Below are 14,618 nucleotides of genomic sequence, written 5' to 3' on the forward strand. Positions count from 1 at the left end.
ACCTTTACTATTTGAGACTATATTTGGCTGAAAAAAGCGTCTAAATCATAAAGCTCAATCATTTTCTTGAGCTGATCACTTGGATTAACCAATTGACGTGACACACTTGTTTCTTGGCTACTTGAAGCATGTAGTTTGATAAACGCTAATAACAATGCAACACCTGCACTGTCGACGTATTCCAATGCTGATAAGTCTACCACTTGAGTAGATGCAGTAAACAATTCATGGCGTTTAGGCCACAATTGTTTTACATCATCTTGTGTTAACCGACCGCTGACAATGCAACGTTGCTCTTGTTGATTAAAGGTAATCACGCAGCTGCTTCTTTTGCTGGTTGGCGATCAATATTCTGTTGGGTTTTATCATTCAACATTGTAATCACCGCTTCAATACCTTGCTGACGGATTAAGTTTGAAATTTCAGACTGTTTAGAGGCGAGTAAACTCACCCCTTCCGCCACTAAATCAAATGCTTTCCAAGTGTTGTCTTTCAGACGACGCGCTTTAAATTGAATTTTAATCGGTGGACGACCTTTTTCGATAATCTGCACGTTCACTTCAACTATTTTTTCGTCGCTAAAATCACTCGGCGGATCAAAGGCCACTTTTTGATCGGTATATTCTGTTAATGCTTGAGCATAAGTTGCGACCAAATAGCCTTCGAAAGCCTCAACAAAACGGTTACGTTGATCTACGGTGGTATCACTTAAATACTGCCCCATGACTTTATATGCAGCGTATTTATAATCGACGTAAGGCATAAGCTCTTCACGTACAATCACTTTTAAATGACTTAAATCGGCATTAATTAATTCTTTATCTGATTTAAACCGATCAAAGGTCATATTGGCTACTTGTTTGATCATCTCATAAGGATCACTAGTATTCACCTCATCATTAGCAGCCGTAGCACCTTGGCTGATAACAGCGCTACCCACTAGGCATAAAGCTATAACACGACTAAAAAACGTTTTCATAATAGGGATCCTATTTATCTTTAGATGACATGCTGTATAACAGCTGACCAATTAAATCTTCTAAAATCAATGCACCACGCGTGTCATGTACTTTATCGCCATCGGCAAGCATCGAAATATCATCGTCCATAAATCCAGGTGTTAGACCAATGAACTGCTCCCCAAGTAACCCTGAAGTCAAAATGGCCAAACTGCTGGTTTCGGGGAATTTATCAAAGCGCTTATCCATTGTTAACGTCACAACAGGCACTAATTTATGGCTATCAAGGGTAACATCAGTCACGCGTCCGACAACGACTCCGCCAACTTTTACCGGCGAACGTACTTTTAGGCCACCGATATTATTAAACTCAGCCACCAAGGTATAAGTCTGGGCATTGGATTTTACTTTCACATTAGCAACGTTGAATACTAATACGCAAAATGCCAACAAACCTGACAATAAAAATACACCTACTAATAACTCTATTTTCCGTGTCAACATACTATTAAACCACTTAAATTAATCTAAACAATGAAAAAATCTTAATTTCCAAACATGATTGCCGTAAGCAAAAAGTCCAGCGCTAAAACAGCTAAGCTTGCCTGCACAACCGTTGAGGTTGTCGCACGACTGATGCCTTCTGGATTGGGTTGAACTTCATAACCTCGGTACAAGGCTATCCATGTCACCACCACACCAAAAATAGCACTTTTTATCAAACAGTTAACAATATCTTGTCGCCACTCAACCGATGCTTGAAGAATAGACCAAAACGCACCACTATCAATGCCCTTCCATTCAACACCGACTAAGTGCCCACCTAAAATACCCACTAGACTAAACATTAACGCCAGTAATGGCATGCTAATGACACCCGCCCAAAAACGCGGTGCGATGATTTGCCTTAATGGGTCTATCGCCATCATCTCTAAACTCGACAATTGCTCTGTCGATTTCATTAAGCCTATTTCGGCGGTTAACGCTGAACCTGCTCGTCCGGCAAATAATAATGCAGCAACGACAGGCCCAAGTTCGCGTAATAAGCTTAACGCTACCATTGGGCCTAAGCTTTCTTCAGTGCCAAACCCAACTAAAATATTATATCCCTGCAGAGCCAATACCATGCCAATAAACAAACCGGACACTAAAATGATGACCATTGAACGAACACCAAGCACATAAACTTGCTTAATCAGTAATGGGGTACCTTTTTTGATGTTAGGAAAATGCGCAATCGCGCGCCATAACATGATGCCCGCTCGACCATAACCCTGCACCAATCTCAGTGCATATTTGCCGGTGTCGGCAATATAATCAATTACGCCCACGAAGTAGCTCCTCTTGATAATCCTCTGCAGGATAATGGAATGGCACAGGGCCATCTGGCGCGCCTTTGATAAACTGGACCAGTTGTGGATTGTCAGATTGACGTAATTGCTCTGGTGTTCCATGTGCAATGACTTTTTTATCGGCTATCACATAGACATAATCTGCAATACCTAATACTTCATCTACATCATGAGAAACCACTACTGAAGTGAGTTTTAATGAATCCGACAACTCACGAATAAGTTTTACTAGCATGCCCATTGAAATAGGATCTTGTCCGGCAAAGGGCTCATCGTACAGCACCATCTCAGGTTCAAGTGCAATCGCTCGCGCCAATGCGGCTCGACGCTGCATACCACCAGATAACTCATTAGGCATCATATACGCGGCACCGCGAAGTCCGACAGCTTGCAGCTTCATCAATACAATGGAGCGGATAATCTCTTCAGGTAATCCAGAATGCTCTCTTAATGCAAACGCGACATTATCGAAAACATTAAGGTCGGTAAACATTGCACCACTTTGAAATAGCATACTCATGCGCTTACGCAATTCAAACAGATCTTTGCGTTTAAGCTTATGTATATCATGGCCATCGAATAAAACTTGCCCACTGTTGGGGGTTAACTGTCCGCCAATCAATTTTAATAGGGTGGTTTTACCGATACCGCTGGGCCCCATGATAGCGGTTACTTTACCTTTGGGAATCGATAAAGAAATATCTTCATAAATCACGTGTGAACCATGGCTAAACGCTAAATGGTTAACTTCGACCAAAGGTTTATTAATTGATTTGCTCATATCAGACATTGGCGTTGAGGAGATAACAGCCTTCCTTGCTTTAAGTTGAAGAGTAAATTGTACTGTAATTGTCGATTAAGCGACAACTATATCCATATCAACACTCTTCATTACCAGAGCAATTACTGTGCAATGCTTTCAATTTGATAAAAATCCAGCGAAAATAGTCGTTAATTAAATACTACTATCGGAATCACATGCTAGTTAATATCCTAATGTTAGTTGTTGGCCTTGCTGTTTTAGTTTGGAGTGCGGATAGATTTGTCTATGGGGCGGCGGCATTTGCCCGCAACTTAGGCTTACCTCCGATGTTAATTGGACTCACCATTGTTGCTATGGGTAGCTCTGCACCTGAAATGTTTGTTGCGGCCACCGCATCAATGGATGGCATGCGTGATACCGCCATTGGTAACGTATTGGGCTCAAACATTGCTAACATTACCTTAATTTTAGGATTAACAGCCTTACTAGGTGCCATTAGCTTAGATTCGAAGACCTTAAAACGCGAAATACCTATCATGCTTGCTGCTACGGTATTTGCCGGTTACACCTTGCATGATAATGTGTTGACACAAACAGAAGGTATCATGCTTATTGCATTACTTTTGTTGTTGATGGGATATTTCATTTGGCAAGCTACTCATGACAAAACCCCAGACAGCTTAGATGATAAACTTGAATCTGAGATCCCTAAAAATGTGCCAACCTTTCATGCTATCATTTGGCTGGTCGTCGGTATTATATTGCTCCCGCTATCAGCAAGTTGGATGGTCGATGGCGCTGTAGGTATTGCAAAGTTTTATGGGTTGTCAGATCTTGTGATTGGCTTAACCATTATCGCAGTAGGAACCAGCCTACCAGAATTAGCGGCCTGTATTGCTGGTGTATTAAAAAAAGAACACGACCTTGTCATTGGTAACATTGTTGGGTCTAACTTGTTTAACATTCTTGCGGTACTGGCACTACCAGGATTGATCTCCCCTGGTGAAATAGATGCTTCAGCCAGTGGAAGAGACTTCTATATGGTATTAGGCACCAGTGCAGCATTAGCCGTTTTAGTATTATCCAGTGGCGCTAAGCAACAACTTACTCGCTGGCATGGCGCACTATTATTAATCACCTTTATTGCGTACCAAATTGTTGTCTTTCAGTCGCATTAGATTGGAGCATGAAAGTAAAGTATTAAGCTAACAGAGAGAGTCGCATGGTAAATCACACTCAATTTCGTCAATGGGGTCGTAAAGTCATTGATATAGAAAAAGCTGCCTTAGATAATTTATATCAATATGTAGACTCGGTTGAGTTTGACCAAGCATGTCAATTGATCATGCAGTGTAAAGGTAAAGTAATTGTCATGGGGATGGGCAAATCCGGTCATATTGGTAACAAAATATCCGCGACCTTTGCCAGCACCGGCACACCGGCATTTTTTGTTCACCCTGGTGAAGCCAGTCATGGTGATTTGGGCGCATTAGCCAAAAATGACATTGTACTCGCCATTTCCAACTCTGGTGAATCAAGCGAAATACTGACATTAATGCCTGTTATCCAGCGTATGGGTGTACCAGTGATTGCGGTGACCGGTAAACCAGACTCCAATATGGCGCGTTTATCCAAAATCCATTTATGCATTCAAGTGCAAGAAGAAGCATGTCCATTAGGATTAGCACCCACTTCCAGCACCACTGCAACACTTGCTATGGGCGATGCATTAGCCATTGCTTTATTACAAGCAAAAGGTTTTACTCGTGATGACTTTGCCTTATCACACCCTGGTGGCTCTCTTGGAAGAAAATTACTTCTAAAAGTCGACGATGTCATGCATAAAGACGATGATTTACCGATCGTCAATGATGATATTTGTATTACTGAGGCACTTTATGAAATATCTAAAAAGGGCCTTGGCATGACGGCAGTAGTCGACCATGCCAATAAACTTGTGGGCATTTTTACCGATGGTGATTTACGCCGGGTTATCGATGCAGACGTGAATCTTCGAATCACTCCTATTGCCCAGGTTATGACCGAAAATTGTGTTACCTGCCCTGCGGGGATTTTAGCCGCACAAGCACTGCAAATCATGGATGAAAAGAGCATCAACGGACTGATTGTCGTTAATGAAAAACATCAACCGATCGGAGCATTAAACATGCTCGATATGGTTAAAGCTGGAGTCATTTAATCATGTCAGAATCAACCTCGTTTCACCAAGGATTTTACGGCCCTGTCAGCAATGATATTTGGCAACGAGCTCAAAAAATCAAACTGTTAATCTGTGATGTCGATGGAGTATTTTCAGATGGACGTATTTACCTCAGTAATGCAGGTGAAGAACTCAAAGCGTTCCATACTCGTGACGGTTATGGTGTGCGTTCTTTGCTTACCAGTGGTATCCATGTTGCCGTGATAACAGGACGTAAATCCAAGATTGTTGAAAACCGCATGACGGCATTAGGTGTAACACATATTTATCAAGGTATTGATAATAAATTTGAGCCTTTTGAGCAATTATTGTCGCTCTATAATGTGACTGCTGATGAAGTGGCTTACATTGGCGATGACATGGTAGACCTACCTGTAATGAAAGCCGTAGGACTAGCCGTTTGTGTCGGTGATGGTCATCCGTTTGTCAAACAACAGTGCCATATGACAACCACCCTCAATGGTGGCCACGGCGCACTGCGTGAACTCACCGATTTATTACTATTAAGCCAAGATAAATTTGCCAGTGCTCATGGTATGAGTATATGAGTAGAGTCACGCTAGGTATTATTGCTTTTTTTGGGCTTGCTTTTATATTGTACTGGCAAGCACAAGTAAAACGCAGTGAAATGGACGCGGTACAAATACGCGGTATTGAGCGCCCAGATTTTGTTGCAGATAACCTACGCACTACAGAATTCAATCAACTAGGTTTCGTCGAAAGTCGAGTCAGCGCCGAACACATGGAGCATTACGCCTCAAGTGACATCACTCACTTTACCAAACCGATTTACCTCATTTACCCTGAAAACGGTAAAGCACAATGGCAATTAAGTGCAGACCGTGGGCAATTGAATAAAAATACCAGCAAAGTCACATTAGAAAATAATGTTATTATTGATGCCATTGATATAGAAGAACCCCTGCAGTCACTGAGTACCCAAGCTATTTCGGTGGATTTAACCACTATGATAGGATCCTCGCAAGAGATGGTGTACATCAAAGGTAAAGGGTTTATTATTCAAGGTTTAGGCCTACATGCTGACTTGAATTCGCAAAAATTATCGCTACTAAGCCAGGTAGAAGGAACATATGAGCCACATTAATCGTCTCCACACTCGCGCCAATGTTATGTTATTAAGTAGCATACTTTGTATATTGAGTTTGCCTGCCATAGCGAAACAAGGGGATCTGAAACAAGAATTGAAAATCGCTTCAGTCAGTCAGTCTGCCGACATTAAGAATAATCAAATTGTTTTTAATGGTCCGGTAACGATTGTCCAAGGCACGATTAATATCAATGCAGATCAGTTACGGGCGTTTACCCCTGAAAACACCACCAGCAAGAGATTAATTGCTACTGGCACCCCAGCTACATTTTCACAAGAATTAGATGACGGTAAAATTGGTACCGCAAGTGCTAACGAAATTAGCTATGACCTTGCCACTACTACACTCACATTGACTGGCAACGCCAAATTGGATCAATCTGGTAGCCAGGTTACCGGTAATAAAATCAAGTACAACATCAGTGCTCAAGAGCTGATTGCCGAAAGTACTGGTACAGGACAAGATCGGGTAATCACCATCATTCAACCAGAGAATTTCCAAGACGAGTCAGCGCCAAAGCAAAAACTCCCTGAAATTCCTGTTAACAAGCAGATCAAACCATGACCCAAATTACCTTAACCGCTGAAAATCTAGCTAAAAGCTATAAAGCTCGTCAAGTTGTTAAAGATGTGAGCTTAACGGTTAAAACCGGCCAAATTGTCGGTCTTTTAGGCCCCAATGGTGCAGGTAAAACCACCACCTTTTATATGGTTGTCGGCTTAGTAAAAAGCGATAAAGGCCGAATATTGATTGACGATGACGACCTTACTGCCGATCCAATGCATTTGCGCGCCCGCAAAGGTATAGGTTACTTACCACAAGAAGCCAGTATTTTCCGCAAGCTCACCGTTTACGACAACATAATGGCCGTACTGCAAACTCGCAAAGAGCTCAGCACAGACCAACGTATTGAGCAACTTGAGCACTTACTCGAAGAGTTCCACATTACTCACATACGCGACAGCCAAGGCATGTCGTTATCGGGTGGTGAACGTCGTCGTGTTGAAATTGCGCGCGCTTTAGCTGCTAATCCAAAATTTATTTTGCTTGATGAGCCCTTTGCTGGTGTTGATCCTATTTCGGTCATCGACATTAAAAAAATCATCCAACAACTTAAAAACCGCGGTTTAGGGGTATTAATTACCGACCATAACGTACGTGAAACGCTAGACGTTTGTGAGCGAGCCTATATCGTTAGCCAGGGTAATTTAATTGCCGAAGGCACACCAGATGAGATATTAAGTAATCAACAAGTTCGAGCTGTGTACTTAGGTGAACAATTCAAGCTATAGTTACTTTACTGGCCTTTTAGTCTAGCTAACTCATTTCATTGAACGATACCTAAACAACGTTAAATGTCATTGATGTTTATGGCAATCTATTACAGTTCGAGATTGTCATTTTTATGGAAAATCATCTAGGGATAAGCGGTAAATGAAAGCGTCACTCCAACTTAAAATGGGTCAACACTTAACCATGACCCCACAATTGCAGCAAGCCATTCGCTTACTGCAATTATCGTCATTGGAGCTACAGCAGGAAATCCAACAAGCATTAGATTCAAATCCATTGCTTGAAATAGAAGATGAGTTTTCTGAAGCAAAAGACTCCTTAAAAGAAAACCGCGACCAAGCGGATACAGACTTTAGTGACAACAGTATTGTTAATGTCGAAAAAGACACTTCCACCGTCGACATAGCAGAATCCATGACCAAAGAAACCATGGATGATTTAGCCATGGATACCACATGGGATGAAGTATACACAGCCTCACCTATGTCAGGTTCAGGCAGTGCAAGCATGCGCGATGACGACATGCCCTTTCAAGGTGAAACCACCGAAGGTCTGTACGAACACTTAGAATGGCAAAAAAATCTCACTCCATTTTCAGACACCGATCTCGCCATTGCCACCGCCATTATTGATGCCATTGATGAACGCGGTTATTTAACCCAAAGTACCGAAGATATTCTCGAAGCCATGGGTGATGAAAATGTGGAACTAGATGAGGTTGAGGCGGTATTAAAACGCGTTCAACACTTTGATCCTGTGGGTGTTGCAGCACGTGATTTAAGCGAATGCCTATTTATTCAATTAGCGCAATACTCTAACGACACACCCCATATCGATAATGCCCGTTTGTTAATTAAAGGCTATTTAGAGTTAATTGCTGGCCGTGATTTCAGATTATTGATGCGTAAAACAAAACTAAAAGAAAATGAGTTACGTGACGCAATCACTCTAATCCAGACACTCAATCCTCGTCCGGGCTTATTAATTACCCCCATGGATGATGAATACGTGATTCCCGATGTCACAGTATTAAAGAAAAATGGCCGTTGGGTAGTAGAGTTAAACCCAGACAACATGCCTAAAATTGGTGTTAATCAGCAATATGCAGCCATGGCTAGAGGCAGTAAAAACCCGTCGGATAGTCAATTTATTCGAGGCCATCTGCAAGAGGCTAAATGGTTTATTAAAAGTATTGAAAGCCGTAATGATACTTTACTTAAAGTGGCAAATTGCATTGTGCAATTTCAGCAAGGCTTTTTTGAATATGGCGAAGAAGCCATGAAGCCTATGGTGCTCAATGATATCGCTGAAGCTGTAGAAATGCATGAATCGACCATTTCACGAGTCACCACACAAAAATATATGCACACCCCTCGAGGCTTATTTGAACTAAAATACTTCTTCTCTAGCCATGTCAGTACTGACGATGGCGGGGAATGCTCATCAACGGCCATTCGTGCTTTTATCAAAAAGCTGGTTGCCGCAGAAAACCAGAAAAAACCACTGAGTGACAGTAAAATGGCTCAGCTTCTGGCAGAACAGGGCATAAACGTTGCTCGTCGTACGATAGCAAAATACCGTGAAGCAATGATGATCCCGCCCTCAAACCAACGTAAGAGTTTATAACCTACTAGGCAATGGAGGATTTTTTATGCAAATAAGTCTGACTGGACGTCATGTCGAAATAACAGAATCTTTACGTGAATACATCCACAGTAAATTTTCAAAGCTTGAACGACACTTCGATCAGATCCATAATGTACACGTTGTGCTCAATGTAGAAAAATTACAACAAAAAGCAGAAGCCAAAATCAACATTAATGGCGCAGAAATTTTTGCAATGTCAGAAAGTACTGATATGTATGCTGCAATAGACGCCCTGATCGATAAACTCGACCGTCAGGTAATTAAACACAAAGAGAAGAATACAAAACACTAACGATGGAACTTTGTACCATTCTGCAGCCGGAATGCACTACCTGTGCCACACCGGGCAGTAAGAAAAAAGTACTGGAACTCATCAGCAATTTAGTCGCTGCCCAGTACCCAACCCTGTCTTCGCAAGAGGTTTTTGAAAGCCTGTTAGCGAGAGAGAAAATGGGTAGCACAGGTATAGGAAATGGCATTGCGATACCTCATGGTAGATTAACGACCATCGATCACCCTATCGCGATATTTATTAAATGTGAAGAAGCCATTGCCTTTGATGCAATCGATAAGCAACCCGTGGATCTTTTATTTGCTTTGTTAGTACCTGCAGACCAGTGCCAACAACATTTAGGCACGTTATCGAGCATGGCCCAAAAGTTAAGCGATAAGCAAATATTGAAACAGCTTCGTAAAACTCACGACGCAACAGAACTTTATCAGGTTATTACTGCATGAAACTAGTTATAGTATCGGGACGTTCAGGCTCAGGGAAATCCGTTGCCCTGAGAGTATTAGAAGACCTAGGATATTATTGTGTTGATAATTTGCCTTTACCACTCATTGGCACATTATTAGCCCAGCTTAAAGGCAGTAATGATTTGGTTGCGATTAGCGTTGATGTTCGTAACATTGCAGAACAAGGTAAAGTGCTTCAAGACCAATTGGCACTACTTCAAAATGACACTGAAATTATCAGTTTCTTTTTAAATTCCAATGACAAAGTATTGCTTAAACGTTACAGCGAAACACGTCGATTACACCCGTTATCTAAAAATCATATTTCACTGCAAGAAGCGATAAAACTAGAAGGCCGTTTACTTGAGCCTATCGCAAAAATTGTTGATCACTATATCGACACTTCTGCGCTAAATATCTACGAATTAAGCGACCAAGTTAGGCAAATATTATTAGGCAGTGTTGATAAAGAGTTAGTGATTAACTTTGAATCTTTTGGCTTTAAACACGGCATGCCGACAGAAGCAGATTTTATGTTTGATGTACGCTTTTTACCCAACCCACATTGGGAAATAGAACTGCGTCCATTTACGGGTTTAGATGAGCCCGTACAAGAATTTTTAGGTCGTCAGCCATTAGTTAATAAATTTATTTGGCAAATTGAAAACCTATTTGAAACTTGGATGCCGCATTTAGAACGTAACAATCGCAGTTACCTTACCATCGCGATTGGTTGTACTGGTGGTCAGCACCGTTCGGTATATATTGCAGATCAATTAGCAAAACGATTTCGACAAGGCAGTAAACACACGGTTAATGCTCGCCACAGAGAATTAAATATCAGTGATACTAATAACTAAGTGAGCATAGGATCGCGTCAATGATCAAACTTGAACGCCAAGTGACCATTTCAAATAAATTGGGCTTACACGCCCGTGCCGCCACAAAACTCGCGATGTTAGCGGCGGATTTTGATGCTAACATCACCTTAACTCAAGGCGAAAAAAACGCCAGCGCAGCTAGCGTACTTGGGCTATTAATGCTTGAAAGTGGTATCGGTAAAATGATTACGGTGACAGCTCAAGGCCCAGATGCTGAAGTGGCATTAAACGCAGTGTGCGATCTCATTAATGCTAAATTTGATGAATCTTGTTAATTTTTTAATCGCATTGAATTTATAAATAGCCTGTAATGTGTGAATAGCTGCAAGTTACTCATGCTTTAAGCCACCGTCATCCTTATTTTATGCGGCCTCTAAATGACTAGGCCATACTAACCAAACTGTCACGACATTGATGATCACCAGTAGACATCAGTCCCTCAAAAATATTAGCCCTTAGGTTTATCTCTCGCAGTTGATACCAATCTCATTAGTATCAGTTCATCCTGCGGGAGTTAGCGTTTAACATGATAAAGACATTACCGCTTCTAGCAACGGATCCAGTGCAACTCTGTTTCCGTGACGTGGTACGTCTATAGTATGTAAAGCAGCATTGGCTGCTGCAGAATTTCACCGCAGAAGTCATTTAAGTATTTTATTTCTGCATTTCATTGTCTTACGTAAAGACAGCTATTTCTGCATTTATACGCCTTGAACTGTACAACCTGAGAAACCCAGAATAATGACATACTGAATAATATAAGTATGACGAATAGGAAGTAGATATATGGGTAAAGAGTACCTAGACAATGAGATAACAGAACAACGTCTCAATCAACTCGTTCAAGCACTAGACAGTGGTCTGTTTGTCCATGCCCGTAACATGCTACATACCATGTCACCTAACGATGTCGCCCTTATTCTCGAATCATCACCGCCCAAAAATCGTCAGGTGTTATGGCAACTCATTGACCAACAATATGCTGGGGAAATTCTTGACGAATTAGGTGAAGAACTTAAAGATTCACTTATTAGCAGCATGACACCAGAGAAGCTTGCCCAGGCCACAATAGGCATGGATACAGATGACATGGCCTATATTCTTCGCAGTTTACCCGATGATGTTTACAAGAAAGTGCTCAAATCAATGCGAAGCCAAGACCGGGATAGAGTAGAGCAAGCATTGCGTTACCCAGATGATACTGCCGGCAGTATCATGAATACTGATACCGTCACCCTAAGACCAGATGTCAATATCGAAGTGGTATTACGCTATTTACGTCAACGGGGAAATTTACCTGATACGACTGATACTTTATATGTTGTGGATCGCCATGATCATGTTTTAGGCGGAGTAAGATTAGCTGATTTACTCACATGCGATCCAAGCGTAACGGTCCGCAGTATTATGGACACAGAATTAGAAAGTATTCCTGTAGAGATGTCCGATAAAGATGTGGCGCAAAAATTTGAACGGATGGATTGGATATCTGCCCCAGTCGTCGACAGCCAAGCAAAATTGCTTGGTCGAATTACTATCGATGACGTTATTGATGTCATCCGCGAGGATGCCGAACATTCAATGATGGGAATGGCAGGGATGGATGATGATGAAGATACCTTTGGCCCTGTGCTTAAAAGCACTCTGAGACGCTCTCTATGGCTAACCATCAATCTATTTGCAGCATTACTAGCCTCATCTGTCAGTAACATGTTTGAAGGTACCTTAGAGCAATTCGCCACCATCGCAATTTTAATGACCATTGTACCGAGTATGGGAGGCGTTGCGGGTAATCAAACCCTAGCACTCGTCATCCGCGGGATTGCACTTGGGCATATTGGCCAAAGTAACTCACGCTGGTTAATTGGTAAGGAATTAAGCATCGGATTATTGAACGGTTTAATGTGGTCTGTATTGGTCTTTTTTGCGGTATGGCTTTGGAAAGACGACATCGCATTAGGTGGATTAATTGGCAGTGCCATGCTGATTAATATGACGGTAGCAGGCTTTGCTGGCGCCACTATCCCCATAATGTTAAAAAAGCTAAATATCGATCCTGCGTTGGCGGGGGGTATGGTGTTAACGACGGTAACAGATGTCGTTGGCTTATTTGCATTTTTGGGCCTAGCCACATTATTTTTAATGCACTAAATCATTGATTTAAATCGTACATATCATGTCGTCCAACGAAATTGCGCTATCTAGTGCAATTTTACGGACGTCGGCGGCGTCTCTATACACATAAGTCTTTTTCACACATAAGCTCATTTACCAAGCGCTTAGTACTCTGATCACTTTTGCAGCTATGTCTGCAGCCTCACTTTATTAACGTTTTTCAAACCATCAACTGGCAACAACTCATTCGGTGAAAACCTTGCCTTCATCTTGTCATTAAGGTGACCTTTTTTTGCCATATTTGTCATCCATACTGCGCTACGACAATCACAACCGTAATGTGTTGCCGGCAGCACATGCTCACCACATTAGTGCAATTGCACCAATCTGGTTGACTACTCAAAAATAACAAAACTACAGGTAATATGTAATATACTGATAAATAACAACTAAAAATATTTATCAAAGTTGGCACAAGCTTTCCATATAAGAAATACGTACCTACTAAGTAGTAGTTTATTTTTTAAGCAGTCCATTGTAATTGTAGGAGATAGCGATGAATAAAATAACCGTAATACGTAGCATTATATCGATAAATGTCATGGTCAATAATGTCATTGCACAATGCCGCCAAAACATTTTTTTCTTAGCACATCTCGGTTGCAGTCAGTGGGATGAAGTTGAAACTCGCTCAGGTAAACATAGATAAATCGGAAGGAAATTATTTGATGAATATGTCAAATGCAAGACAGTATCCAATCGACTTACAAAGACAAGTGATTAATGAGGTCAAAAACCATAATCGATTATTATCCGACGTAGCAAAACAATATGGCGTGTCGGCTAAAACGGTTTATCAATGGGTGAGAAATAACGATAGTCGCCAAACTGAAAGCAAGGGCGCGATCGTATCAGAAATAGCCTATTTACAACAAAAGATTGCCCAGTTAAGTCAACAATTACAAACAATGGCAAGTTAGTAACATTAACCGTTTTGGCAAGGATGTTTGATCGTATTAACAACTCGTCCCCCAGCAAGTTGATAACACAGCAACAAACATTCTAATAAAAAATAAGCGCAAAATATCTTGCATCCTTGCCGCTTTATTGCTCTACCGTTAGCCGTCAAGAAGACAGCTAACACAACAGTTCAGGCGTTATTGGGTCCCCAGACTCTATAATCCAATAACGTCATTTTTATTAAGGTGTTTTACAGATCTAAATATCAAAACCGTTTTGGCAAGGATGTTTGACCGTGTTAACAACTCGTCCCCCAGCAAGTTGATAACGCACAGCAACAAACATTCTAATAATAATAAGCGCAAACTATCTTGCATCCTTGCCGCTTTATCGCTCTACCGTTAGCCGTTAAGGAAGGCAGCTAACATAACAGTTCAGGCGTTATTGGGTCCCCAGACTCTATTAATCTAATAACGTCATTTTTATTAAGGTGTTTTACGGAACTAAATATCAAAACCGTTTTGGCAAGGATGTTTGACCGTGTTAACAACTCGTCCCCCAGCAAGTTGATAACGCACAG

The 14,618-nt window shown here is 41.4% G+C and carries 19 protein-coding genes; 14 read left to right on the plus strand and 5 right to left on the minus strand.

Annotated elements, in window-relative coordinates:
- Positions 1–17 precede the first annotated feature (17 nt).
- The 5 genes from AAEY98_RS18390 to AAEY98_RS18410 are packed head-to-tail and all read right to left on the minus strand — an operon-like array spanning position 18 to position 3,101.
- The gene (locus AAEY98_RS18390) at positions 18–317 is read right to left on the minus strand and encodes an STAS domain-containing protein (protein WP_101085192.1); all 300 of its coding nucleotides are present in this window, start codon (positions 315–317) and stop codon (positions 18–20) included.
- Positions 314–979 carry an MlaC/ttg2D family ABC transporter substrate-binding protein gene (locus AAEY98_RS18395; protein ID WP_351018688.1) on the minus strand — a complete coding sequence of 222 codons (666 nt, stop codon included), beginning with the start codon at positions 977–979 and terminating at the stop codon, positions 314–316. The genes AAEY98_RS18390 and AAEY98_RS18395 overlap by 4 nt, the downstream gene beginning before the upstream one ends.
- A 10-nt stretch (positions 980–989) precedes the next feature.
- Positions 990–1,463: an outer membrane lipid asymmetry maintenance protein MlaD gene (gene mlaD, locus AAEY98_RS18400; RefSeq protein ID WP_101085191.1), complete on the minus strand. Its 474-nt coding sequence runs from the start codon at positions 1,461–1,463 to the stop codon at positions 990–992.
- Between the two features lie 41 nt (positions 1,464–1,504).
- Complete coding sequence (gene mlaE / locus AAEY98_RS18405; protein ID WP_101085190.1) at positions 1,505–2,290, minus strand: lipid asymmetry maintenance ABC transporter permease subunit MlaE; 786 nt, start codon at positions 2,288–2,290, stop codon at positions 1,505–1,507.
- Positions 2,277–3,101: an ATP-binding cassette domain-containing protein gene (locus tag AAEY98_RS18410; protein WP_162023891.1), complete on the minus strand. Its 825-nt coding sequence runs from the start codon at positions 3,099–3,101 to the stop codon at positions 2,277–2,279. Before AAEY98_RS18410 ends, mlaE begins: the two co-directional genes overlap by 14 nt.
- Before the next feature lie 188 nt (positions 3,102–3,289).
- Here AAEY98_RS18410 and AAEY98_RS18415 point away from each other — a divergent pair, with 188 nt between their 5' ends.
- From AAEY98_RS18415 to AAEY98_RS18480, 14 genes are all read left to right on the plus strand, one after another.
- The gene (locus tag AAEY98_RS18415; protein WP_101085188.1) at positions 3,290–4,252 is read left to right on the plus strand and encodes a calcium/sodium antiporter; all 963 of its coding nucleotides are present in this window, start codon (positions 3,290–3,292) and stop codon (positions 4,250–4,252) included.
- A 44-nt stretch (positions 4,253–4,296) separates the two neighbouring features.
- Positions 4,297–5,274, plus strand: a complete 978-nt coding sequence (locus tag AAEY98_RS18420; protein WP_101085187.1) for a KpsF/GutQ family sugar-phosphate isomerase — start codon at positions 4,297–4,299, stop codon at positions 5,272–5,274.
- Positions 5,275–5,276: 2 nt separating this feature from the next.
- The gene (gene kdsC, locus AAEY98_RS18425; RefSeq protein WP_162023893.1) at positions 5,277–5,843 is read left to right on the plus strand and encodes a 3-deoxy-manno-octulosonate-8-phosphatase KdsC; all 567 of its coding nucleotides are present in this window, start codon (positions 5,277–5,279) and stop codon (positions 5,841–5,843) included.
- Positions 5,840–6,400, plus strand: a complete 561-nt coding sequence (lptC, locus tag AAEY98_RS18430; protein WP_182743137.1) for an LPS export ABC transporter periplasmic protein LptC — start codon at positions 5,840–5,842, stop codon at positions 6,398–6,400. Before kdsC ends, lptC begins: the two co-directional genes overlap by 4 nt.
- Positions 6,387–6,968 (plus strand): lipopolysaccharide transport periplasmic protein LptA, encoded by a 582-nt coding sequence (gene lptA / locus AAEY98_RS18435; RefSeq protein WP_101085184.1) that lies wholly within the window; start codon positions 6,387–6,389, stop codon positions 6,966–6,968. The genes lptC and lptA overlap by 14 nt, the downstream gene beginning before the upstream one ends.
- Positions 6,965–7,696, plus strand: a complete 732-nt coding sequence (gene lptB, locus AAEY98_RS18440; RefSeq protein WP_011638813.1) for an LPS export ABC transporter ATP-binding protein — start codon at positions 6,965–6,967, stop codon at positions 7,694–7,696. Before lptA ends, lptB begins: the two co-directional genes overlap by 4 nt.
- A 142-nt stretch (positions 7,697–7,838) precedes the next feature.
- On the plus strand, positions 7,839–9,323 hold the full coding sequence (locus tag AAEY98_RS18445) for an RNA polymerase factor sigma-54 (RefSeq protein ID WP_059744680.1): 1,485 nt from the start codon (positions 7,839–7,841) through the stop codon (positions 9,321–9,323).
- A gap of 25 nt (positions 9,324–9,348) precedes the next feature.
- Positions 9,349–9,636 carry a ribosome hibernation promoting factor gene (gene hpf, locus AAEY98_RS18450; protein WP_101085183.1) on the plus strand — a complete coding sequence of 96 codons (288 nt, stop codon included), beginning with the start codon at positions 9,349–9,351 and terminating at the stop codon, positions 9,634–9,636.
- Between the two features lie 2 nt (positions 9,637–9,638).
- A complete protein-coding gene (ptsN, locus tag AAEY98_RS18455; RefSeq protein ID WP_011638816.1) occupies positions 9,639–10,082 on the plus strand; it encodes a PTS IIA-like nitrogen regulatory protein PtsN in 444 nt (147 codons plus the stop codon).
- Positions 10,079–10,942 carry an RNase adapter RapZ gene (rapZ, locus tag AAEY98_RS18460; protein WP_101085182.1) on the plus strand — a complete coding sequence of 288 codons (864 nt, stop codon included), beginning with the start codon at positions 10,079–10,081 and terminating at the stop codon, positions 10,940–10,942. Before ptsN ends, rapZ begins: the two co-directional genes overlap by 4 nt.
- Positions 10,943–10,962: 20 nt before the next feature.
- Entirely contained in the window at positions 10,963–11,238 is a 276-nt protein-coding gene (locus tag AAEY98_RS18465) for an HPr family phosphocarrier protein (protein WP_101085181.1), read from the plus strand.
- Positions 11,239–11,749: 511 nt separating this feature from the next.
- Positions 11,750–13,114 (plus strand): magnesium transporter, encoded by a 1,365-nt coding sequence (gene mgtE / locus AAEY98_RS18470; RefSeq protein ID WP_162023894.1) that lies wholly within the window; start codon positions 11,750–11,752, stop codon positions 13,112–13,114.
- Positions 13,115–13,634: 520 nt separating this feature from the next.
- Positions 13,635–13,787, plus strand: coding sequence for a hypothetical protein (locus AAEY98_RS18475; protein ID WP_351018695.1), 153 nt, complete (start codon positions 13,635–13,637; stop codon positions 13,785–13,787).
- Between the two features lie 19 nt (positions 13,788–13,806).
- Positions 13,807–14,058, plus strand: a complete 252-nt coding sequence (locus AAEY98_RS18480; RefSeq protein ID WP_351018698.1) for a transposase — start codon at positions 13,807–13,809, stop codon at positions 14,056–14,058.
- The last annotated feature ends 560 nt before the right edge of the window (positions 14,059–14,618 follow it).

The organism is Shewanella sp. AC91-MNA-CIBAN-0169, from assembly GCF_040310165.1.
Taxonomy (GTDB): domain Bacteria; phylum Pseudomonadota; class Gammaproteobacteria; order Enterobacterales; family Shewanellaceae; genus Shewanella.

Excerpts from the sequence above, each read along its gene's own strand:
- AAEY98_RS18465 (WP_101085181.1), top strand. The coding sequence starts at position 10,963 with ATGATCAAACTTGAACGCCAAGTGACCATTTCAAATAAATTGGGCTTA.
- AAEY98_RS18415 (WP_101085188.1), top strand. The coding sequence starts at position 3,290 with ATGCTAGTTAATATCCTAATGTTAGTTGTTGGCCTTGCTGTTTTAGTT.
- rapZ (WP_101085182.1), top strand. The coding sequence starts at position 10,079 with ATGAAACTAGTTATAGTATCGGGACGTTCAGGCTCAGGGAAATCCGTT.
- mlaD (WP_101085191.1), bottom strand. The coding sequence starts at position 1,463 with ATGTTGACACGGAAAATAGAGTTATTAGTAGGTGTATTTTTATTGTCA.
- kdsC (WP_162023893.1), top strand. The coding sequence starts at position 5,277 with ATGTCAGAATCAACCTCGTTTCACCAAGGATTTTACGGCCCTGTCAGC.
- lptB (WP_011638813.1), top strand. The coding sequence starts at position 6,965 with ATGACCCAAATTACCTTAACCGCTGAAAATCTAGCTAAAAGCTATAAA.
- lptC (WP_182743137.1), top strand. The coding sequence starts at position 5,840 with ATGAGTAGAGTCACGCTAGGTATTATTGCTTTTTTTGGGCTTGCTTTT.
- AAEY98_RS18480 (WP_351018698.1), top strand. The coding sequence starts at position 13,807 with ATGAATATGTCAAATGCAAGACAGTATCCAATCGACTTACAAAGACAA.
- AAEY98_RS18410 (WP_162023891.1), bottom strand. The coding sequence starts at position 3,101 with ATGTCTGATATGAGCAAATCAATTAATAAACCTTTGGTCGAAGTTAAC.
- hpf (WP_101085183.1), top strand. The coding sequence starts at position 9,349 with ATGCAAATAAGTCTGACTGGACGTCATGTCGAAATAACAGAATCTTTA.
- mgtE (WP_162023894.1), top strand. The coding sequence starts at position 11,750 with ATGGGTAAAGAGTACCTAGACAATGAGATAACAGAACAACGTCTCAAT.
- ptsN (WP_011638816.1), top strand. The coding sequence starts at position 9,639 with ATGGAACTTTGTACCATTCTGCAGCCGGAATGCACTACCTGTGCCACA.
- AAEY98_RS18475 (WP_351018695.1), top strand. The coding sequence starts at position 13,635 with ATGAATAAAATAACCGTAATACGTAGCATTATATCGATAAATGTCATG.
- AAEY98_RS18395 (WP_351018688.1), bottom strand. The coding sequence starts at position 979 with ATGAAAACGTTTTTTAGTCGTGTTATAGCTTTATGCCTAGTGGGTAGC.
- lptA (WP_101085184.1), top strand. The coding sequence starts at position 6,387 with ATGAGCCACATTAATCGTCTCCACACTCGCGCCAATGTTATGTTATTA.
- AAEY98_RS18420 (WP_101085187.1), top strand. The coding sequence starts at position 4,297 with ATGGTAAATCACACTCAATTTCGTCAATGGGGTCGTAAAGTCATTGAT.
- AAEY98_RS18445 (WP_059744680.1), top strand. The coding sequence starts at position 7,839 with ATGAAAGCGTCACTCCAACTTAAAATGGGTCAACACTTAACCATGACC.